The sequence below is a fragment of the Streptomyces sp. R818 genome (genome assembly GCF_056172735.1).
In genome coordinates, this window is sequence record NZ_JAOCNE010000014.1 from 842887 (window position 1) to 863942 (window position 21056).

Here is a 21056-nt window from a genome sequence, read left to right on the forward strand (position 1 = left end):
CGTACAGCCGCTTTCCGCATGAGGAACGCGTGTGCGGGGAACTGCACGTGGGTCGGTCGACCGCAGCGACACGAGGAGCACGCACGTTGGCACCGCGCACCATGCGTTCCCGTGGAGCGTTCCTCACCCTGGTCAGCGCGTTCGCGTGTGTGATGCTCGGAGCAACGCTTCCCACGCCCATGTACCCCCTGTGGCAACAGGAGTTGGGGTTCTCACCCGTCGTCCAGACGGTGATCTTCGCCTCCTACGCCGTGGGGGTGCTCGCGGCGCTTCTGCTGTGCGGCGGCTGGTCGGACCTCAGGGGGCGCAGGCCCCTGCTCCTCGCCGGACTGCTGTTCTCCCTGGTCAGCAGCCTCGTCTTCCTCGGCGCGGAGGAGGTCTGGATCCTGCTGGTGGGGCGGCTGCTCTCGGGCGTCTCGGCCGGCATCTTCGCGGGGACGGCCACGGCCGCGGTGATCGAGAGCGCCCCCGAACCGTGGCGCGGCCGGGCGTCGAACGCGGCGACGGCCGCCAACATCGGCGGCCTGGGCCTGGGATCCGCGCTCGCCGGGCTCTTCGTCCAGTACCTCCCGGCGCCGCTGAAGCTGTCGTTCGCCGTGCACGCCGCCGCGACCTGCGTCCTCGTCGTCCTGCTGAGGTTCGTGCCGGAGACGGTGGAGCGCGACCCCGCCGCCCGGCTGCGCCCGCGCAAGATCAAGGTGCCGCAGGCGGCCCGGTCCGTGTTCGTCAGCGCCGCGACGGTCGGCTTCGCCGGGTTCGCCGTCACCGGCCTGTTCACCGCGGTGTCCCCGCGCATCGTCTCCGAGGTCGTCGGCGACCCGAACCACGCGCTGGCCGGGGCGATGCCGCTGCTGCTGCTCGGCGCGTCGGCACTCACCCAAGTGGTCCTTCCCCCGGCGCGGACGCGCCTGTTCCTCCTGTCCGGGTGCCTGCTCCTCGCGACGGGCATCCTGCTGGTCGCGCTCTCGGTGCACCTGGCGTCCCTGCCGTTGCTGGCGGTCGGCGCGGTGATCGCGGGGTGCGGGCAGGGCATGTCCTTCGCCAAGGGTCTCGCCGCCGTCAACGACCGGGTCGACTCCGCCGACCGGGCCGCCGTCTCCTCCGCCTACTTCCTCGTCCTGTACGTGGCGATCTCGCTGCCGGTGGTGGGGCTCGGCGAGGCATCGCAGGCGTGGGGGCTGCGCCCGGCGGGCATCTGGTTCTGCGTCGCGGCCGCGGTGCTCGCCGTGGCGGCGTGGGGGTCGCTGGCGTGGCGGCGGGAGGGTGATCGTACGGGTGAGGGTGAGGGTGGTCGTACGGGTGAGGAGCGGGTTCACCGGCCCTGAAGGGCCGCATCGTACGGGTGAGGAGCGGGTTCACCGGTCCTGAAGGGCCGCCCGTTTCCGGCGCTCGCTCGGGTGCCTACCCGCCCGTACGGGATCCGTGGCATATACCGGCGCGAGCCGATCAGTGCGCGGGGTATTGACGCGTACACGCTTAGTGGCTTCCATGGGCGCGGCCCCGGTTTTGACGGGCGGGCGGTGCGGAGCGGGACGCTCCGGACGGTCCGCGGCAGCGTCATGCCGGGTGCCTCGACCCTCCCGTCTCCCACACTCCTCGTCAATCCTCCGCCGCAAAATGGGAGCGCTCCCAAGCTCCGCCGCAGCTCACAGCCCCGCCTCGACGCCCCCTCGAGAGGACCCCCCATGAGACACCCGCCCGCCCGCCGCTCCCGCAACCTCGTAATCGCCTTCCTCGCCACGCTCGCGATCGCCCTCGTGCCCCTGCTCGCCGTGCCCGCCCAGGCGGCTCCCGCGCGCACCGCCTCTTCCCCCTCTTCCTCGGACGCGGCGCTCGCGGCGGCGGGCTCCGGTTACTGGCACACCAGCGGCCGCCGCATCCTCGACGCGCAGAACCAGCCGGTACGGATGGCGGGGATCAACTGGTTCGGGTTCGAGACCGCCAACTACGTCCCGCACGGCCTCTGGTCCCGCGACTACAAGTCGATGCTGGACCAGATGAAGTCGCTCGGGTACAACACCGTCCGCATGCCCTACAGCGACGACATCTTCAAGGGCACGACGCCGACGGGGATCACGTACGCGAACGGGTTGAACAGCGACCTGGAAGGCCTGAACTCCCTCCAGGTGATGGACAAGCTGGTGGACTACGCGGGCTCCATCGGGCTCAAGATCGTCCTTGACCGGCACCGTCCCGACTCCTCGGCGCAGTCGGCGCTCTGGTACACCGCGTCGGTACCCGAGACGACCTGGATCGCCAACCTCAAGGCGCTCGCCGCCCGGTACAAGGGCGACACCGCCGTGGTCGGCATCGACCTGCACAACGAGCCGCATGATCCGGCCTGCTGGGGCTGCGGCGACACGAACACCGACTGGCGGCTCGCCGCCGAGCGGGCGGGTAACGCCGTGCTGTCGGTCAACCCCGACCTCCTCATCTTCGTCGAGGGCGTACAGACCGTGAACGGCCAGTCGACGTGGTGGGGCGGCAACCTCGCGGGTGTGGCCACGGCCCCCGTACGGCTCGACGTGGCGAACCGGATCGTCTACTCGGCCCACGACTACGCCACGAGCGTCGCGCAGCAACCCTGGTTCAACGACCCGTCGTTCCCCGCGAACATGCCCGGCGTCTGGGACAAGAACTGGGGCTACATCTTCAAGCAGAACATCGCGCCGGTGTGGCTGGGCGAGTTCGGCACGACGCTCCAGTCGGGCATCGACCAGAAGTGGCTCGCCGCGCTGGTCGACTACCTCCGTCCCACCGGGACCTACGGCGCGGACAGCATCAGCTGGACCTTCTGGTCGTGGAACCCCAACTCGGGTGACACGGGCGGCATCCTGAAGGACGACTGGCAGACCGTCGACACTGTCAAGGACGGCTACCTGACGTCCATCAAGGCGCCGGACTTCGGCGGCGGCGGGGGAGGGGGCGGGGACGACACCACGGCGCCCTCCACGCCCGCCGGGCTGAAGGTCACCGCCACGACCTCCTCCAGCGTCTCCCTCTCCTGGACCGCCTCCACCGACGACACAGGCGTCACGGCCTACGACGTCTACAGGGGCACCGGCAAGGTCGGGTCCGCGACCGGCACGACCTACACCGACACCGGACTCACCGCGTCGACCCGCTACGAGTACACGGTGCGGGCGCGCGACGCCGCGGGCAACACGTCACCGGCCTCGGCGTCGGTCGCCGCGACGACCTCGGCCGGTTCGGGCGGCGGTTCGTCCGGCTGCACCGCCACGTACAAGGTGAGCAGTGACTGGGGCGGCGGCTTCAACGCCGACGTCACCGTCACCAACACCGGCACGTCGGCCACCACGTCCTGGCAGGTCACCTGGGACTGGCCCGGCAGCCAGACCGTCACCAGCATGTGGAACGCCGTCCACACGCAGACCGGCAAGACGGTGACGGCCCGCAACGCCGCGCACAACGGCACCCTCGCCGCCAAGGCCTCGACCTCGTTCGGCTTCGGCGCGACGCCGGGCGGCGCGGGCACGCCGACGCTCGTCTGCCAGGCGAGTTAGCACGTCACGGCGTCCGCGGCCGGCCGATCGAACCCGGTGGCGGACGCCGGGACACTGGACGGCCTGCGGCGCGTCCACGACCATGACCCGCGTGCCTGCTTCCTGGACGATCAATGCCGAACCCGTCGACGACCCGGCTGTCGACGCCGTGATGCGGCAGTACTTCACGGAGATGGGGCAACGGGTCCTCGGACGAACCGCGACGGACGCCGAACTCCGGACGGTGCTGGCGAGGGACCCGCACCGCGACCTCACCCCGCCGAACGGACAGTTCCTCGTGGCACGGGGCGACGGCCGCGCGTTCCTCGGCTGTGTGGGCCTGCGTCTCCTCGGCGGCACCCCGGGAACCGCCGAACTCAAGCGGATGTACGTGCACCCCGCCGGACGCGGTGCCGGCCTGGGCCGCGGCCTGCTGCTCGCCGCGGAGGAGGCCGCCAGGCGGCTGGGCGCCGAGCGCATCGTGTGCGAGACCAACACGCAACTCACCGAGGCGCGGGCCCTGTACACCCGTTACGGATACGTGGACACGGAGCCGTACGAGGGTCATGGCCGGGCCGATCACTGGTACGCCAAGGAGATCTGAGTCAGGGCGTCACCGGGTTGGTGCGCAGGTGGGCCGTGCCCGAGCGGACCGCCCAGGTGAAGACCGCGAAGGCGAGGGCCGCGACCGTCAGGGAGTCGTAGGGGGCGGGCAGGTGTGCGGAGCCGCCGAAGGTGCCGAGCCAGGAGAGCAGGGTCAGCGCCGCGAGATGGACGACGAGCCAGGCGCCGTGGCGTAGTTCCTGGGCGGGGGAGCGGCCCGCCTCGCGGCGCTGGAGCAGGTACAGGGGGACGCCGACGAGGACGAGCGGCAGGGCCAGGCGCAGGTCGTCCCAGCCCGACCAGTAGACGAACTCGGTCGCGACGGCGAAGCTGACCGGCGCGATCCAGCGCACCCCCGGCATGGCACCGTCCGCGAGCGGCAGCCCACGCGCGCGGTCGTGCGCCCGGAAGGAGGCGACGGCCACCGCCGACGCGGCGTAGATGATGAGATACATGTCGCCCATCACGCTGACGATGTCCTGCCAGCCGCCGAACGGCAGCATGAAGACGATGATGACCGCGAGGTTGAGGACCAGGGCGCGGCGCGCGATCCCGGAGCGCGGGTCGATGCGCATGAAGAAGCGGGGCAGCAGGCCGTTCTTCGCGAGGGCATACGTGTGACGGGCGTCGATCGCCACACCCACGTACGCCGAGCCGCCCGGCGAGACCACCGCGTCGGCGTAGAGCAGGGTGGCGAGCCAGTGCAGGTTGAGGACGAGGGCGAGCTGCCCGAACGGCGACTCGAAGTTGACTCCCTGCCAGCCGTGCGCGAGCAGGGAGTCGGGCACCGTGTAGAGGAAGGCGAGCTGCAGCCCGAGGTAGACGAGGACCGCGAGGCCGATCCCGGTGAGGACGGCGGCGGGGACGGTGCGGCGCGGATTGCGGGCCTCGCCGGAGAAGTCGAGCGGAGCCTGGAACCCGTTCACGGAGTAGACGATGCCGCCGCCCGCGAGTGCGGTGAGACAGGCCGCGTACCCGTACGGCGCGAAGCCTCCGTGGTCGGTGAGGCGGCCTGAATGCGTCCCGGAGAGGAACAGGGCGGCGACGGTGAGGACCGGCACGACGACCTTGAACACCGAGACCAGGTTGTTCATGCGGGCGAAGAGGCGGACCGCGAACCAGTTCAGCGCGGTGAGTAGCACACTCAGCGCGGTGGCGACGCCCAGTCCTGACGCGGTGATGCTGCCGTCGCGGTAGAGCCCGGGGACGTAATGGGCTGCGTACTGCATGATCGCGCTGATCTCGGCGGCGGTGCCGCCCACGGAGAGCAGCACGGACCAGCCGACGACCGTGCCGACGAGCCGCCCGTTCGCGTACAGCGGCCAGCGGACCGTGCCGCCGCCCTCCGGCCTGGTCGCGCCGAGTTCCACCATGACCAGGGCGACCAGGGCGCAGAGCAGGCCCGCCGCGATCCAGGAGAGGAGCGCGGCGGGCCCGGCGGTCTGGGCGGCGTACATGGCGGCGAACAGCCATCCCGAGCCGAGGATGTTGGAGAAGCCGATCGCGGTCAGACCCCAGAACCCGAGGTCCTTGCGCAGCCGGCCCTCCTCGGCGCGGACGTCGGGAGACCCCGCGACCTCCGTCGGCTGTTGCTGCGCCACGTGGCGGACCTCCTCGACGATCACGGACGACGTACGAGGTCAGCGTGCCACGCATGGCGCCGGGTATGCCGAACCGCGGCCCGCGCCGCCCTGTCGGGAGCGGCCGGGGTGCCCGGCGCGGCGGTTTCAGCAGGTGTCCCGTCGGCGCATCGGCGAACTCAGCAGGCGCCCTCGTCGGTCCAGGGGCCCCACTCGGCGGCGCCGGGCTTCTCGTTCTGGGTCCACCACTTGGCTTTCCAGTTGTGCCCGTTGTAGCCGACCTCGTTGCCGGCGGTGTAGACGGCCGTCGCGCTCCAGGCGGTCGCGCAGTCCCCGGTGGGCGGCGTGGTGGGAGGGTCGGTGGGCGGCGTGGTCGGTGGGTCGGTGGGCGGATCGCTGGGCGGGGTCGCGCCCGCGAACTTCACCGAGTACTTGGCGAAGTCCCAGGTGTTCTGCGGGACGCTGGAGCAGGTGCCCGAGGTGCGGCCGCCGTTGTCGGCCGGGGTGCACTGGCGGTCGCGGTTGAGGGACCAGAACGTGAAGCGGTCCATCTTGTGACTCGTCGCGAAGTCCAGGACGGTCTGGAAGTCGGCCTGGGGGAACATCTCGCCGGTGTCGCTGCGGCCGTTCATCCCGGAGAAGCCCTCGTGGGCGTAGGCGGTGGCCTCGTCCCAGCCGAAGGTCGACTGGAGGACCTGATTGAACTTGGTCAGCGCGCTGGTCTGCGAGGCCGCGCCGTTGAAGCCGCCGTCGAACGGCATGATGGAGAAGTTGTTCGGCGTGAACCCCTGCGCCTTGGCCTCCAGCAGCATCTGCTTGCCGAACCAGCCGGTGCCGTCGGCGGTGCCGGCCGTGGTGACAGAGACGTAGAGCCCGGGGTTGTTCTTCTGCAGGATCTTGGCCGCGCCGAGTTCGTTCTTGATGGCGGCGGTGTTCTCGTACTCGGGCTCCTCCAGGTCGAAGTCGATGGCGTGGAGCCCGTACTTGGTGATGACCTGCTGGTACGCGGCGGCGGTCGAGGCCGCGTCCGCACACGCCTGGCCGAGCTTGGTGCCGCCGTAGCCGCCGATGGAGACCGACACGTCGCCGCCCTTGGCGCGGATCTTGTCGATGACCGCGCCGACCTTGGTGTCGGAGGACACCGGCGCCGTCCCGTCCCACGTGGGCGTACAGCCGCCGCCGTTCGGCGCGAGGACGAAGGCGAGCTGGAACGCCTTGAGCCCGGTGGCGTCCATGATGGTGCCCGCGTCCGGCGGGTCGTTGTCCAACGGCATCAGATACGGGGCGGCGGCGTACCACCGATTGCTCAACGCGGCGGCGGCACCGGCCGCGCCCGCGGCGTCCGCCGAACTCGACGCGACGAACGCCGTGGCGGCGAGCGCGGTGGTGGCGACGGCGGTGGCCGCGCCCAGGCATGCGCGCATACGTCTCACTCTGTGACTCCTGTCGTGTCCACTCTCCGGGGGAGAAGGCACAGCTTGTGGAGTGTGAGTGGGACACGTCAATGGATTGGACTGGACCACAGAATGCTTTGGACTAGACCATGCCAACTCTTTGCCACCTGGCGAGGCTCGTGGTGGCGCGACACTAGGTTCGTGAACAGCGCAGGCCGACGAATCCAAGTGCGGCCTCGACCGCCGGCCAGTCCACGATCAGCAACTCGATCTCCACGCCCACCGCTGCGGCGTACGGAAACTGCGTGGCCGCCCCACGTGCGTGATCGATACTGTCGGGCTCCCGGGTCGGCCGTATCGGCGGCTGCCGCGTTCAGGGAGTTCTTGTCGTGACCACTCGGCGAACGACCACTTTGTGGCGTCCCACCGGCCCCGCTGAGCTGGAGTTGCTGCGTGAGGCGGAGTGGCGGGCGTGGCCGCCGCGGTTGCCCGGGCAGCCGATCTTCTATCCCGTGCTCAATGAGGAGTACGCCGTCGCGATCGCGCGGGACTGGAATGTGAAGCACGACGGGGCCGGGTTCGTGACCCGGTTCGAGGTCGACTCGGAGTACCTGCGCAGATACCCGGTCCAGCAGGCGGGCGGCCGCACGATCCTCGAACTGTGGGTGCCCGCCGAGGAGCTTGAGGAGTTCAACCGGCACATCGTCGGTGAGATCCAGGTTGTTCACGAGTTCCGCTGAGTGGCGCGATGCCGTCAGGTTGTGGTCCGGTTGTCGTCAGCTCCACGTCTGGCCGGCCGGTTCCTTGCCGACGCGGACGACGCGGTCCAGGAGGCATGGCTGCGGTTGTCGCGCCAGGACGCCGGCGCCATCGACAACCTCGGTGCGTGGCTGACCACCGTGGTCGGCCGCATCAGCCTCGACCTTCTGCGGTCGGGCCGCACGCGTTCGACCGTTCCTCTCAACCTCGACGACCAGCAGTCAGGGGTCACTGAGGCCACAGAGGTCGCCGTGACACACGACCACGGTCCCGCCCCGGACGAGGTCGTGGCGCTGGGCGACTCCGTGAGCCTCGCCCTGTTGACAGTTCTGGACGCGCTGCGCCCCGACGAGCGCCTGGCCTTCGTCCTGCACGACGTGTTCGCCGGCCCGCACGGCGAGATCGGAACCATCCTCGGCAAGTCGACCGACGCGACGAAGATGCTCACCAGCCGCGTCCGCTGGAAGGTGCGGGGCGCCCGGAAGTGCAGTTCACCGTGCACACCCCGGGCGGACGGTTCGTCACGATCGGGGCGACCGAGGTCGCGGGCCGTGCCCGCGTGGCCGGCGGCGCGGCGCACTGATCCATGCGCAGCCACGGAACGCGGGTTCGCGGCACGCGTACCTTGGGCCCATCATCAGCGAACTTCCCGACCACCCGACGTCAGGAGCATCCGTGCCGGAAGACCGTCCTCCCTACCCGCCGTTCACGCGGGAGACCGCCCTGCGGAAGGTCCAGGCCGCCGAGGACGCGTGGAACACGCGCGACCCGCACCGCGTGGCACTCGCCTACACCCCTGACTCGCAGTGGCGCAACCGGTCCACGTTCCTCACCGGCCGGGAGGAGATCGTCGGCTTCCTGACGCGGAAGTGGGAGCGCGAACTCGACTACGCGCTGCGGAAAAGCCTCTGGTCGTTCGACGAGAACCGGATCGCCGTCCGTTTCCAGTACGAGTGGCATGACGCGGACGGCGCCTGGTGGCGCAGTTACGGCAACGAGCTGTGGGAGTTCGACGAGCGCGGGCTGATGCGACGCCGCGAGGCCAGCATCAACGACATGGCCATCTCGGAATCCGACCGCCGCATCCACGGACCCCGGCCGGCGGACGAGCATGGGCTTGACTTTCCACTGCGGTAGAGCGGTAGAGCAGCCGGGAGTCAGCCACTGACGCCGTCGCCGTCGCCGGGATCCGCCGAAGTCGCGTCAGAACCCGCCGCTCACTGCACGGCGCCGTCCGGGATGCACACGTATCCCTTGCCCCAGCCGTTCCGTTCGACATGGTCGTGCTCCGCGGAGCGCAGGCAGAAGAGCCACGCCTCGCGGTAGGACGGGTCCGTCGCGAGGAGCAGCGGGTCGTTCTGGTCGGTGCGCAGGAGGCGGTCGTACGTCTCGTCGGACAGGACGGCCGTGCCGTTGCCGTTGCCGTGGGTGGTGCCGGTGTCCGTGCCCGGCTCAGGGGTGACGGCCGAGGCGGGCAGGGACCAGAGCCCGGACGCGGCCAGGGCGAGGGTGCCGGTGGCGACGGCGGTGCGGAAGCGCATGGGGATCTCCGAGGGAGGGAGGGGTTGAGGGGGTGGGCATCGCGTGCCCACCCCCTCAACCCCCCGAGCCCCGGCTTGGTCACGGTTGCGCGGGTGGCGCTGTGTCGCGCACACGTGTGCCCCGTCAGCCGCCCGGGCGGCCATTGGCGGCCATTGACCCGCACCCGATTGCTTCCTATGTTGTTTGGAACCAAACGAGTTGGAAGGCCGGTGCGCCCGCACCCCCTTCACGCGCCGGGGCCCCGGCCCACAGGAGGACAGGCCCATGAAGGTCGTCGTCGACAGGAACAAGTGCCAGGACCACGGCCAGTGCGTCTTCGCCGCCCCGGACGTCTTCGGGTTCGACGACGCCGGTCACCTGGCCTACGTCGCGGACGCGGACGACGCGCTGCGCGACGAGGTCGAGGAAGCCGCCGACATGTGCCCCCTCCAGGCCATCCGGATCGAGGACCGCCCGTGAGCGCACCCCTCGTGGTGGTCGGCGCCTCCCTGGCCGGACTGCGCGCCGCCGAGCAGCTGCGCGTCGCGGGCCGGCGCGAGCCGATCACGCTCGTCGGCGCCGAACCCCACATGCCCTACAACCGGCCGCCCCTCTCCAAGGAGGTCCTCGCGGGGACGGCGTCCTTCGACTCCCTCGCCTTCCGGCCCCGCGCCGGCGTGGCCGACGTCGAATGGCGCCTCGGCACCCGGGCCGTACGCGCTGACCTGGACCGGCGCACCGTCGAACTCTCCGACGGCGGGACGCTGACGTACGCCGGGCTCGTCGTGGCCACCGGGATGCGGCCCCGCCGGCTGCGCTGCCCCGGTCCCGCCGCCGGACGGCACACCGTGCGCACCCTGGACGACGCCCGCGCGTTGCGGACCGCCCTGACCCGGCCGGGGGTGCGCGTCGTCGTGGTCGGCGCCGGGTTCATCGGCTGCGAGGTCGCCGCCACCGCGGTGCGGCTCGGGGCCGCCGAGGTCACCGTCGTCGATCCGCTGCCGCTGCCCATGGTCGGGCCGCTGGGCGAACCGCTCGCCCGGTCGCTGCGGGCGCGCCATGAACGGCGAGGCGTCCGTTTCGTCCTCGGCACCGGCGTGGCCGGGTTCGAGGGGGACAGCCGGGTCACCGGCGTACTCCTGGCGGACGGGGCCGTCCTCGCGGCGGACGTGGTGGTCGAATCGGTGGGCTCCGTCGCCAACACCGAGTGGCTCCAGGGCAACGGGCTCGATCTGACCGACGGCGTACGCACCGACGAGCACCTGCGTGTGGGCGATCGCCCGGACGTGGTCGCCGTCGGCGACATCGCACGCTTCCCCAACGCCCGCTACGACGGGGTGCCGCGCCGCGTCGAGCACTGGTCCATCCCCACGGACACCGCCAAGCACGCCGCCAAGGTGCTCGCGGCCCACCTGTCCGGTGCGGGGGCGGACGGGGCGGACCTCGCGCCGTTCGCCCCGCTGCCCACGTTCTGGAGCGATCAGCACGACTTCCGGATCCAGTCGTTCGGCGCACCGGTCCTCGGCAAGGACGACATGCGTGTCCTGGACGGCGACCTCGACGGGGACCCGGTGGTCGGCTACCACCGGGCGGGCCGGCTCGTCGGCGTCGTCGCGCTCGGCGGCCAGGGCGCGGCAGCGGCGGCCGCCCGCTACCGCGCCGCGCTCCTCGAGCCGCCCGTCCCGACAGCCACAGGAGCATGAGATGAGTGGTGTGCGTGGGTACTTCCATCCGAAGACGGCCACGGGCGCCTCGTCCCTGATCCCGTCGCCGCCCTGGCGGTACTCCGGCGATCTGCTCACCGTCGAGTACCGCACGGACCCCGCGTGCGTACGTGAACTGCTGCCCCCGCCACTGGAGTTGACGGACGACGACCCCGGTGCGGTCGCGCTCATCTGGGCCGACTGGCAGTCCTGCTCCGCCGGCGGCCGCGAACTGCTCGACCCGGTGCGCGCCCAGTACAAGGAGGCCTTCGCGGTCGTCCGCTGCCGGTACCGGGGCCGGACCTTCACCCGCTGCGTGTACATCTGGGTCGATAAGGACTTCGCCGTCGCCCGCGGACTGCACCAGGGCTATCCGAAGAAGCTCGGCTCCATCCACCAGACCCGCCCGCACCCCTACGGACCCGCGCCGCGCATCGAGGCGGGCGCCCGGTTCGGCGCCACGCTCGCCGCCGCCGACCGGCGCCTGGCCGAGGCCGTCGTCACGCTGCGCGAGCCGTGCGCGACCAACGGGTTCGTCAACGCCCACCCGATGGCCCACCACCGGTGGCTGCCCTCGATCGAGACCGGCAAGGGCCTGGCCCTCGACGAGCTGATCGAGACCGGCGCCGCTTCCTTCGAAGGCGGCCAACCCTGGACCGGCGAAGCCGAGTTGCACCTGTTCGAGGCGCCGACCGAGGAGCTCGCCCGGCTGGAGATCCGCGAACCGATCGCCGCGTACTACCGCCAGGTCGGCGTCGTCTGGGACGGCGGCCGGCTCCTCGAGTCGAACACGTCCGGGGCCGGATGATGCCCGCCCGCCGACACCCTCAGGAGGCCCGGCACATGCCCGATCCCGCGCACACGCTCACCGTCGCCGGGGTCGCCGTCGACACCCGGCACTGGATCGGCGGCGAGCGGATCGCCTCCGCCGGGACCTTCACCGACGTGTCGCCCGTCGACGGCACCGCCCTGGGCGAGATCGCTCGCGGCACCCCGGCCGAGGCCGACGCGGCCGTCGCCGCCGCCCGAGCCGCCTTTCCCGGCTGGGCCGCCACCCCGCGCACCGAACGCGCCCGTGTTCTGCGCGCCGTCGCCGACGGGGTCGACAAGCACCTCGAAGAGCTGGCCGCCGTCGAGACCGCCGACAACGGCGCGCTGCTGCGCTCGCACCGCCGCGGCGTCATGCCGCGCGTCGCGCACAACTTCCGCTTCTTCGCCGACCGGCTGCTCACCCTCGACCACCCGGACTTCGCGACCCGCGGCCACACCAACCACGTCACTTGGGACCCGGCGGGCCCCTGTGTGCTGATCACGCCGTGGAACGCGCCGCTGATGCTGGAGTCGTGGAAGGTCGCCCCGGCGCTCGCGGCCGGCAACACCGTCGTCCTCAAACCCGCCGAGTGGACCCCGCTGACCGCTTCGCTGCTCGCCGACATCGCGGACCGTGCCGGACTGCCCGCCGGTGTCCTCAACGTCGTACAGGGCTACGGCTCCGAGATCGGCGACGCCCTGACCGGCCATCCCGACGTGCGCCGCATCAGCTTCACCGGCTCGGTGCCCACGGCCCGCCGCATCGCCGCCTCGGCCGCGCCGCACCTGACACCGACCAGCTTCGAGCTCGGCGGCAAGTCCCCGCTGCTCGTCTTCGCCGACGCCGATCCCGACCTGGCCGCCGCTCTCGCCGTGGAGCAGTACGACAACGCGGGGCAGGTCTGCCTCGCCGTGACCCGCATCCTCGTGGAGGAGTCGGTCGCCGACGCGTTCGTGCGCCGCTTCACCGACAAGGTGCGACGGCTGCGGCAGGGCGACCCGCGCGACGACTCCACCGACATCGGGCCGACCATCCACCCCCGCCAGCTGGAGCGCATCGACGGCTTCGTGCGGCGGGCTCTCGCCACCGGCGCCCGCGCGGTCATCGGCGGCCACCGCGTGGCCGAGCGGTACTACGCCCCGACCCTCCTCACCGACGTGGACCAGGACGCCGAGATCGTGCAGGAGGAGGTCTTCGGACCGGTCCTGACCCTGCAGACCTTCCGCGACGGGGACGAGGACGAGGCCGTCCGGCTGGCCAACGGCACCCGGTTCGGCCTGGCCGCCACCCTCGCCACCGGCGACCCCGCGCGCGCCGAACGCGTCAGCGCACGGCTCGTCGCGGGCACCGTCTGGGTCAACTGCTTCTTCGTCCGCGACCTCCAGGCACCCTTCGGCGGCTCGCGCCGGTCCGGCGTCGGACGCGAGGGCGGCAACTGGAGCTTCGACTTCTTCTGCGACCTCAAGAACACCGTCACCGCGCCGAAGGGATGGCAGGGCCATGGGTGAGATCGTCGGGGCGGGGCTGCTCGCCCACGTCCCCACCGTCGTACTGCCGGAGAAGACCCGACTGGAGCTGAACGAGGGCAAGGAGATCACCCTCGTCACCGGGCTCCGGGAACTGCGCGCGGACGTCTTCGAGCGCGACGGCCGCGACGGCCGCGATGACTACGACACCGTGGTCGTCCTGGACTCCCACTGGGCGACCACCGTCGAGTTCGTCGTTACCGCGCACAGCCGCCGCGCGGGCCTGTTCACCTCGGAGGAGCTGCCGCGCGGCATGTGCCGTATGCCGTACGACTTCCCCGGCGACCCCGAACTCGCCGGAAACATCGCGCTGTCCGCCGACCGGCACTCCACCTGGATCACCGCGATCGACGACCCGTACCTGCCGATCTACTACGCCACCGTCAACCTGTGGAAGTACCTCGGCGAGGGCCTGCCGGACAAGCGCTGGGTGACCATCGGCGTCTGCCAGACCGGTGACACGGAGGACCACCTGCGCCTGGGCCGCGCGCTCGCCGACGGCGTCGCCGCCACCCCCGGCCGCCGCGTCCTGCTGATCGCCTCCGGCGCGCTCTCCCACACCTTCTGGCCCCTGCGCGAGCTGCGCGACCACGAGGCCAGCGACCCGGCCCACATCTTCACCCCCGAGGCGCGCGAGGCCGACCTCGAACGCATCGCCTGGTTCAAGGAGGGCCGCCACGACAAGGTGCTCGACACCATGGACGCCTTCCGGCGGTTCAGGCCCGAGGCGAAGTTCTTCCACTACCTGATGATGGCGGGCGCCCTCGGCGGCCACGCCTGCACCGCGACGGCCCGCCAGTACGGGCAGTACGAGAACTCGATCGGCACCGGCCAGGCCCACCTCTGGTTCGACCGCCCCGCGAACGGCTGGACCGGCACCGGAGCCGGTACACCCACCGAGCCCGCCACGCCTCCTCGCAGTCGCGCATAGAAGGGTCCGCCATGACCGAGTACCGCCGCATCCTTCTCGACGGCGCCGCCGTGCAGGTCACGGTCGACGGGGACGAACTCGTCGCCGGTGACGGCCGCCGCGTGAAGGCGGGGGAGGCCCGGCACCTGCCGCCCGTCGTCCCTTCCAAGGTCGTCGCCGTCCACCTCAACCACCGCAGCCGCGTCGAGGAGTTCGGGATCGCCCTGCCGGGCACTCCCACCTACTTCCACAAGCCGACCTCCGCGCTCAACAGCCACCAGGGCGCCGTCGTCCGCCCCGAGGGCTGCAAGTGGCTCAACTACGAGGGGGAGGTCGCCGTCGTCATCGGCAGGAACGCGCGCAACATCGCCCCCTCCGACGCGGGCGCGTACATCGCCGGGTACACCATCGCCAACGACTACGGCCTGCACGACTTCCGCGACACCGACGCCGGGTCCATGCTGCGGGTGAAGGGATCGGACACGCTGTGCCCGCTGGGTCCGGGGCTCGTCACGGACTGGGACTTCCGGGGCAAGCGGCTGCGGACGTACGTCAACGGCGCTGTCGTCCAGGACGGTTCGACGGACGAGATGAAGTGGGACATGCACTACCTCGTCGCCGACGTCGCCCGCACCATCACCCTGTTCCCCGGGGACGTGCTGCTCTCCGGCACCCCGGCGAACTCCCGGCCGGTGCGTCCCGGCGACGTCGTCGAGGTCGAGGTCGAGGGCTTGGGGCGGCTGACCAACCACATCGTCACCGGGCCCACCGCGATCCGGACCGACGTCGGCGCCCAGCCGACCGAGTCCGAGGAAGTGCTGTCCACCGCGCTCGGCGGCGACTGGGAGTTCCGCGGTGTCCGGCCGCCGAAGCGCTGACCGTAGTTCCGCCGACGGGCCAGACGCCCCGCCGAAGCGCTGACCGTAGTTCCGCCGACGGGCCAGACACCCCGCCGAAGCGCTGACCGCAGTTCCGCCGACGGGCCAGGCACCCCGCCGAAGCGCTGATCACAGGTCCACCGACGGGCCAGGCACCCCGCCCGCGCCGCCTTCCGCTCCCCGGAGGTCCGCATGACCACAACCCCCACCCACCACACCTGGCTCCAGCGGGCCAAGGAATTCCGGCCGCCCGGCGCGCACCTGATCGACGGCGCCGAGGAGCCCGGCGACAGCGGGGAGTTCCCCGTCGTCTCACCGCGTGACGGCCAGGTCCTCGGGCCGGTCGCCGACGGCGGCGAGGCCGAGGTGGACGCCGCCGTCGCCGCCGCGCGCCGCGCCTTCGACCTCGGCCCCTGGCCCCGCCTGGCCCCCGCCGAACGAGGCCGCCTCCTCCTCCGTGTCGCCGAACTCCTCGACGCGCACCGGGCGGAGCTGGCGCTCGCCGTCAGCCTGGAGATGGGCAAACCCGTCACCGACGCGTACGACATCGAACTGCGCGCCGTCATCAGCACCTTCCGCTGGTACGGCCAGCTCGCCGACAAGCTCACCGACACCGCCCCGCACACCGCGCCCGACGCCCTCGCCCTCGTCACCCGCGAGCCCACCGGCGTCGTCGGCGCGGTCGTGCCCTGGAACTTCCCGCTGACGCTGGCCGGCTGGAAGATCGCCCCCGCGCTCGCCGCGGGCTGCACGGTGGTCCTCAAACCGTCGGAGAACGCGCCCCTGTCGGCCCTGCTCCTCGGCCGCATCGCCCTGGAGGCCGGACTGCCGCCCGGCGTGCTCAACGTCGTCAACGGCACCGGACCGGTGGCCGGGCGCGCCCTCGGCCTGCACCCCGACGTCGACGTCCTCGCCTTCACCGGGTCCACCGCCGTCGGCCGCCACTTCCTGCGTCATGCGGCGGACTCCAACCTCAAACGGGTCTGGCTCGAACTGGGCGGCAAGTCGCCGAACATCATCCTCCCCGACGCCCCCGACCTGGAGAAAGCCGCCGCCACCGCCGCCTGGGGCATCTTCTTCAACCAGGGCGAGATGTGCACCGCGCCCTCCCGCCTCCTCGTCCACACCTCCATCGCCGACCAGGTCACCGAGGCCGTCGTGGACCGCGCCCGCGCCCTGCGCGTCGGCGACCCCCTCGACCCGGCCACCGAGATGGGCGCCCTCGTCGGCGAGCGGCACCTGGCCCGCGTCCTCGACCACGTCCGCGCGGGCGCCGACGACGGGGCCCGCCTGCGCACCGGCGGCGCCCGCACCCTCACCGGGACCGGCGGTGCCTACCTCGAACCCACCGTCCTGGACCGGGTCTCCCCGGACAGCCGCCTCGCGCGCGAGGAGATCTTCGGCCCGGTCCTGTCGGTACTGACCTTCGACGACCTCGACGAGGCCGTGGCCCTGGCCAACGCGACCGAGTACGGCCTCGCCGCCGGGCTGTGGACGGCCGACCTGTCGACGGCCCACCAGGTCTCCCGCGCGCTCAGGGCGGGCACGGTGTGGGTCAACTGCTACGAGGAAGGCGATTTGACCGTCCCCTTCGGAGGCGTGAAGCGGTCGGGCAACGGCCGCGACAAGTCCGCGCACGCCCTGGACAAGTACACGGACCTGAAGACGACCTGGATCCAGCTGTGACGGCCGACGCCCCGCGGCCGGCCGCGCATCCGGCGGCACGCCCGCTCATCGCCGTCCCCGCCCGCTTCGCCGCCACCACCTCCGCCCTGCGGTACGCGGCCGAGGTCAACGCCCGCGCCCTGATCGACGCCGTCTGGCGGGCGGGCGGCGAACCGGTCGGCGTCCACCCCGCCGACCCGGCCGACCACGACGTGGCCGCCCGGCTCGCCCGTTTCGACGGCGTCCTGCTCCCCGGCGGCGGCGACCTCGCCCCGCACCGCTACGGCGCCCACCAGGCCCACGCGGCGGTCTACGACGTCGACGACGTGCAGGACGCGTTCGACCTCGAAACCGCCCGGCACTCCCTGGCGAACGGGCTCCCGCTGCTCGCGATCTGCCGCGGACTGCAGGTGGTCAACACCGCCCTGGGCGGCACCCTGCACCAGGACATGGGCGGCCCGCGGCGCGAGCACCGGCACATCCGCCAGTCCGTCTCCCTGGCCCCCGGCTCGGTGGTGGCACGGATCACCGGGACGGACAAGATCGAGGCGTCCTGCTACCACCACCAGCACGTGGACCGGCTCGGGGAGGGGTTACGGGTGACGGCCCGCGCCGCCGACGACACGGTCGAGGGCGTCGAACTCGCGGACAGCCCGGCCCTGTTCGTGGCCGTGCAGTGGCACCCTGAGGACACCGCCCACGAGGACCCGGCCCAGCAGCGGCTCTTCGACGCGCTCGTACGGGCCGCGGCGGACGGACGCTGACCGGATCACAGCGCGCCGCGTGCCGTGTCCGCGCCGCGCCCAGTGAAGAAAGCGATTGACCCCCACCGCCCCGTTCGTGCAGCATTCCCGGCCGTGACGACGACCGACAGCGCGCAGGAACAGCCCGCCTCCGGACCGGAACGCGGGCCCGGCCGCCGCCCCCTCGCCCTCGTCACCGGCGTGGGCCGCACCGTCGGGATCGGCGCCGGTGTCGCCCGCGGGCTGGCGGCGTCCGGGTGGGACATCGCCTTCACCTACTGGAGCCCGTACGACGACCGGATGAGCTGGGGCCGCGAGCCGGGTGAGAGCGACGCGATCAGCCGGGAGCTGGAGGGGCTCGGGGCCTCCACCGCCGCGATCGAGGCGGATCTCGCCGACCCGGACGCCCCGGCCCGCGTCTTCGACGAGGTCGAACGGCGGATGGGCCGCGTCACCGGCTTGGTGATGTGCCACTGCGAGTCCGTGGACTCCGGGCTGCTCGACACCACCGTCGAGAGCTTCGACCGGCACTTCGCCGTCAACGCGCGCGCCACCTGGCTGCTCGTCCGGGAGTTCGGGCGCCGTTTCGACGGCGCGCACGGGACCGGCCGGATCATCGCCCTCACCAGTGATCACACGGTCGGCAATCTGCCGTACGGGGCGAGCAAGGGCGCCCTGGACCGGATCACACTGGCCGCCGCCCACGAACTGGCCCACCTCGGGGTGACCGCCAACGTGATCAACCCGGGCCCCGTCGACACGGGCTGGATGCCGGACGACGTCCGGGAACACTGCGTCCGCGGAACCCCGCTCGGCCGGCTCGGCACACCGCGCGACACCGCGCACCTCGTGGACTTCCTCTGCTCCCCGGAGGGCGGATGGCTCAACGGCCAGCTGCTGATGAGCAACGGCGGGCTCGCGTAGGCGGGCGGTTCACAGGCGGCCCGCCTCCACGATCCGCCGCAGGAAGCGGCGGGTGCGTTCGTGCCGCGCGTCCTCGAACACGGCCTGCGGCGTGCCCCGTTCGAGCACGACCCCGTCCTCCAGGAAGCACACCTGGTCGGCGATCTCGCGGGCGAACGCCATCTCGTGAGTGGCGAGCACCATGGTCATGCCCTGCTCCTTCACGTCGCGTACGACGTCGAGGACCTCGCCCACCAGCTCCGGGTCGAGCGCGGCCGTGATCTCGTCGAGGAGCAGAAGACGGGGGCGTACGGCGAGCGCCCGCACGATCGCGGTCCGCTGCTGCTGGCCTCCGCTGAGCCGGTCCGGGTACTCCCGCGCCTTCGCGCCGAGGCCGAGCCGTTCGAGGAGTGCCATGCCGCGCTCCTCCGCCTCCTCGCGGCTCAGTCCGTGCACCCGGCGCGGCGCGAGGGTCACGTTCTGCAGGACGGTCAGGTGCGGGAAGAGGTTGTACGCCTGGAAGACGACGCCGATCCTGCGGCGCACGGCGTCGGCGTCGGCCCGCGGGTCGGTGATCTCCTCGCCGTCCAGCCAGATGGCGCCGTCGTCGATCTCCTCCAGGAGGTTGGCGCAGCGCAGCAGCGTCGACTTGCCCGAGCCCGAGGCGCCGATCAGCGCGGTCACGGTGTGCGGGGCGACCTTCAGGTCCACGTCGCGCAGTACCACCGTGGCGCCGAACGACTTGCGCACGGACTCCATCCGCAGCACCGGCCCGGTCATACGAGTCCTCCTTGTGCCCGGCGCCGGTCCATCCGGGCCGTCACCCAGTCCGTGAACCGTGTCATCGGGATGGTCAGCGCGATGAAGGCGAGGCCGGCGATCACGTAGGGCGTGTAGTTGAAGTCCTTGCCGGCGATGATCTGCGCCGCGTACACGGCGTCCACGGCGCCGCCGATCGAGACGAGACCCGTGTCCTTCTGCAGCGACACCAGGTCGTTGAGGAGCGGCGGCACCACGCGGCGCAGCGCCTGGGGAAGCACCACGTAGCGCAGCGCCTGGCGGCTGCTGAGCCCGAGGGAGCGCGCCGCGGCCCGCTGGGAGGGGTGGACCGCCTCGATCCCGGCGCGGAACACCTCCGCCACGTAGGCCGAGTACGTGAGGACGAGCGCGGCCCCGCCGAGCAGGACCGGGTCCGTCGTCACCCCCTGGAGGCGGAGCGCCGGAACCCCGAAGATGACCATCAGCAGGCAGATGATGAGCGGCAGTCCGCGGAAGAAGTCGGTGTACGCGGTCGCCAGCGCGCGCAGCGGGAAGAAGACGGGGCCGCGCAGGGTGCGGGCGAGGGCGAGCAGCAGGCCGAGGACGAGCACACATGCCCCGCACACCACGAGGAGACGCAGGTTCAGCCAGAGCCCTTCCAGGACGTCGGGGAGGGCCACGCGTGCGTAGTGCGCGCTGAAGAACGTCTCCTTCGTGCGGTCCCAGCCGGGGGAGTTGACCACGATCAGGGTCAGCGCCGCGACCGTCAGGACGGTGCTGGCCACGGCCAAGCCGGCGGAGCGTCGCGCGCGGGTCCTCTTGTAGCGGTCCCGCGCGAGACGGCGTGCGGACGGGACATAGGTGTCGTCGACCGTGAGCGGCTGTTTCTCCGCACTCACTTGAGCACCGGGGCGTCGACCGCTTCGGACAGCCACTTCTTCTCCAGGGCGGCGAGCGTGCCGTCCTCGCGGAGTGCGTCGACCGCGCGCGTGACGCACGACGTGAGGGTGGACTGCTTGTCGAGGACGAGACCGAACTGCTCGGGTGTGCCGGTGCCGTTCTCGAACTGGCCCACCACCTTCGCGTCGGTGACCTCGGCCCCGGTGATGTAGAAGGCGGTCGGCAGGTCGACGACGATGGCATCCACCTGGCCGTTCTTCAGCGCGGACTTGGCGAAGTCGTTCTTCTGGTAGACGGCGGGCTTCTCGCTCGGCCGCACCACGTCGTTGATGTAGTCGAGGCTGGTCGTGCCCACCTGGGCGCCCAGCTTCACGCCCTTGAGGTCGGCGACGGTCTTCGCGCCCGCGGCCTTGGAGGACTTGAGGGCGACGACGGCCTGCCTGACGTCGTAGTAGCCCGACGAGAACGCGACAGCCTTCTTGCGCTCGTCACTGATCGACACCTGGTTGATGTCGAAGTCGAACTTCTTGGCGCCGGGCGCGAAGGAGCTGTTGAACGGCACGGTCTGCCAGACGACCCGGTCCTTCGGGTAGCCGAGGCGGTCCGCCACCGCGTAGGCGACCGCGGACTCGAAGCCCTTGCCGTTGGCCGGGTCGTCGTCCTCGAACCAGGGGGCGTAGGCGGGCTTGTCCGTGCCGACGGTCAGCTTGCCCGAGGCCACCGTCGCGAGCTTGCCGGACGCACACGAGGCGGCGGTCGTGGGGGCGTCCCCGGTCTGGTTGTCGGGCTCGGGCGCGCAGGCCGCGACGGCGGTGAGGAGGAGGGCGGAGCAGACGGCGAGCCGCGCGGTGCGGTGGACGGAATGCATGCCGGGAGACTGTCAGCGCGACGCCCCTCC

General features: G+C 71.8%; 20 protein-coding genes and 1 pseudogene. 15 read left to right on the forward strand and 6 right to left on the reverse strand.

The genetic code is table 11. The features are described 5' to 3' along the window. Window positions 1-101 precede the first annotated feature (101 nt). The 3 genes from N5I75_RS35645 to N5I75_RS35655 all read left to right on the forward strand — a co-directional run bounded on the left by N5I75_RS35645 (window position 102) and on the right by N5I75_RS35655 (window position 4107). Window positions 102-1325 carry an MFS transporter gene (locus N5I75_RS35645; protein ID WP_476684301.1) on the forward strand — a complete coding sequence of 408 codons (1224 nt, stop codon included), beginning with the start codon at window positions 102-104 and terminating at the stop codon, window positions 1323-1325. Between the two features lie 360 nt (window positions 1326-1685). Continuing rightward, window positions 1686-3524, forward strand: a complete 1839-nt coding sequence (locus N5I75_RS35650; protein WP_476684302.1) for a cellulase family glycosylhydrolase — start codon at window positions 1686-1688, stop codon at window positions 3522-3524. A 91-nt stretch (window positions 3525-3615) separates the two neighbouring features. Beyond that, on the forward strand, window positions 3616-4107 hold the full coding sequence (locus N5I75_RS35655) for a GNAT family N-acetyltransferase (RefSeq protein WP_476684303.1): 492 nt from the start codon (window positions 3616-3618) through the stop codon (window positions 4105-4107). 1 nt (window position 4108) lies between these two features. Here the strand turns inward: N5I75_RS35655 and N5I75_RS35660 are convergent, their stop codons facing one another. Beyond that, window positions 4109-5707 carry an APC family permease gene (locus tag N5I75_RS35660; RefSeq protein ID WP_476684304.1) on the reverse strand — a complete coding sequence of 533 codons (1599 nt, stop codon included), beginning with the start codon at window positions 5705-5707 and terminating at the stop codon, window positions 4109-4111. Window positions 5708-5865: 158 nt separating this feature from the next. Continuing rightward, a complete protein-coding gene (locus N5I75_RS35665) occupies window positions 5866-7119 on the reverse strand; it encodes a carbohydrate-binding protein (protein WP_476684305.1) in 1254 nt (417 codons plus the stop codon). Window positions 7120-7469: 350 nt separating this feature from the next. Between N5I75_RS35665 and N5I75_RS35670 the strand changes: the two genes are divergently transcribed. The 3 genes and pseudogenes from N5I75_RS35670 (at window position 7470) to N5I75_RS35680 (ending at window position 8976) form a co-directional block, all read left to right on the forward strand. Beyond that, window positions 7470-7820, forward strand: coding sequence for a hypothetical protein (locus tag N5I75_RS35670; protein ID WP_476684306.1), 351 nt, complete (start codon window positions 7470-7472; stop codon window positions 7818-7820). 66 nt (window positions 7821-7886) lie between these two features. Then, a pseudogene (locus tag N5I75_RS35675) lies at window positions 7887-8416 on the forward strand (sigma factor-like helix-turn-helix DNA-binding protein); the annotation flags it as partial. A gap of 98 nt (window positions 8417-8514) precedes the next feature. Then, window positions 8515-8976, forward strand: coding sequence for a nuclear transport factor 2 family protein (locus tag N5I75_RS35680; RefSeq protein ID WP_476684307.1), 462 nt, complete (start codon window positions 8515-8517; stop codon window positions 8974-8976). Window positions 8977-9056: 80 nt separating this feature from the next. Here the strand turns inward: N5I75_RS35680 and N5I75_RS35685 are convergent, their stop codons facing one another. Beyond that, window positions 9057-9380, reverse strand: coding sequence for a hypothetical protein (locus N5I75_RS35685; protein WP_476684308.1), 324 nt, complete (start codon window positions 9378-9380; stop codon window positions 9057-9059). Between the two features lie 265 nt (window positions 9381-9645). Between N5I75_RS35685 and N5I75_RS35690 the strand changes: the two genes are divergently transcribed. From N5I75_RS35690 to N5I75_RS35730, 9 genes are all read left to right on the forward strand, one after another. Then, window positions 9646-9840 (forward strand): ferredoxin, encoded by a 195-nt coding sequence (locus N5I75_RS35690; protein ID WP_476684309.1) that lies wholly within the window; start codon window positions 9646-9648, stop codon window positions 9838-9840. Continuing rightward, window positions 9837-11063: an NAD(P)/FAD-dependent oxidoreductase gene (locus N5I75_RS35695; protein WP_476684310.1), complete on the forward strand. Its 1227-nt coding sequence runs from the start codon at window positions 9837-9839 to the stop codon at window positions 11061-11063. Before N5I75_RS35690 ends, N5I75_RS35695 begins: the two co-directional genes overlap by 4 nt. Before the next feature lies 1 nt (window position 11064). Continuing rightward, on the forward strand, window positions 11065-11871 hold the full coding sequence (locus N5I75_RS35700; protein ID WP_476684311.1) for an acetoacetate decarboxylase family protein: 807 nt from the start codon (window positions 11065-11067) through the stop codon (window positions 11869-11871). 35 nt (window positions 11872-11906) lie between these two features. Then, on the forward strand, window positions 11907-13382 hold the full coding sequence (locus N5I75_RS35705; RefSeq protein WP_476684312.1) for an aldehyde dehydrogenase: 1476 nt from the start codon (window positions 11907-11909) through the stop codon (window positions 13380-13382). Further along, entirely contained in the window at window positions 13375-14331 is a 957-nt protein-coding gene (locus N5I75_RS35710) for a 3,4-dihydroxyphenylacetate 2,3-dioxygenase (protein ID WP_476684313.1), read from the forward strand. Before N5I75_RS35705 ends, N5I75_RS35710 begins: the two co-directional genes overlap by 8 nt. Before the next feature lie 11 nt (window positions 14332-14342). Continuing rightward, window positions 14343-15188 (forward strand): fumarylacetoacetate hydrolase family protein, encoded by an 846-nt coding sequence (locus N5I75_RS35715; RefSeq protein WP_476684314.1) that lies wholly within the window; start codon window positions 14343-14345, stop codon window positions 15186-15188. Window positions 15189-15380: 192 nt separating this feature from the next. Then, entirely contained in the window at window positions 15381-16874 is a 1494-nt protein-coding gene (locus N5I75_RS35720) for an aldehyde dehydrogenase (protein ID WP_476684315.1), read from the forward strand. Next, a complete protein-coding gene (locus tag N5I75_RS35725) occupies window positions 16871-17617 on the forward strand; it encodes a gamma-glutamyl-gamma-aminobutyrate hydrolase family protein (RefSeq protein WP_476684316.1) in 747 nt (248 codons plus the stop codon). Before N5I75_RS35720 ends, N5I75_RS35725 begins: the two co-directional genes overlap by 4 nt. Window positions 17618-17710: 93 nt before the next feature. Continuing rightward, window positions 17711-18520 (forward strand): SDR family oxidoreductase, encoded by an 810-nt coding sequence (locus N5I75_RS35730; RefSeq protein ID WP_476684317.1) that lies wholly within the window; start codon window positions 17711-17713, stop codon window positions 18518-18520. A gap of 9 nt (window positions 18521-18529) precedes the next feature. On the opposite strand, the gene N5I75_RS35735 is transcribed toward N5I75_RS35730, so the two are convergent. Genes N5I75_RS35735 through N5I75_RS35745 form a run of 3 tightly spaced genes read right to left on the reverse strand, consistent with a single transcriptional unit; the run spans window position 18530 to window position 21026 of the window. Next, the gene (locus N5I75_RS35735; RefSeq protein ID WP_476684318.1) at window positions 18530-19279 is read right to left on the reverse strand and encodes an amino acid ABC transporter ATP-binding protein; all 750 of its coding nucleotides are present in this window, start codon (window positions 19277-19279) and stop codon (window positions 18530-18532) included. Then, entirely contained in the window at window positions 19276-20157 is an 882-nt protein-coding gene (locus N5I75_RS35740) for an amino acid ABC transporter permease (protein ID WP_476684319.1), read from the reverse strand. The genes N5I75_RS35735 and N5I75_RS35740 overlap by 4 nt, the downstream gene beginning before the upstream one ends. Then, window positions 20154-21026, reverse strand: a complete 873-nt coding sequence (locus tag N5I75_RS35745) for an ABC transporter substrate-binding protein (RefSeq protein ID WP_476684320.1) — start codon at window positions 21024-21026, stop codon at window positions 20154-20156. The genes N5I75_RS35740 and N5I75_RS35745 overlap by 4 nt, the downstream gene beginning before the upstream one ends. Between the last annotated feature and the right edge of the window lie 30 nt (window positions 21027-21056).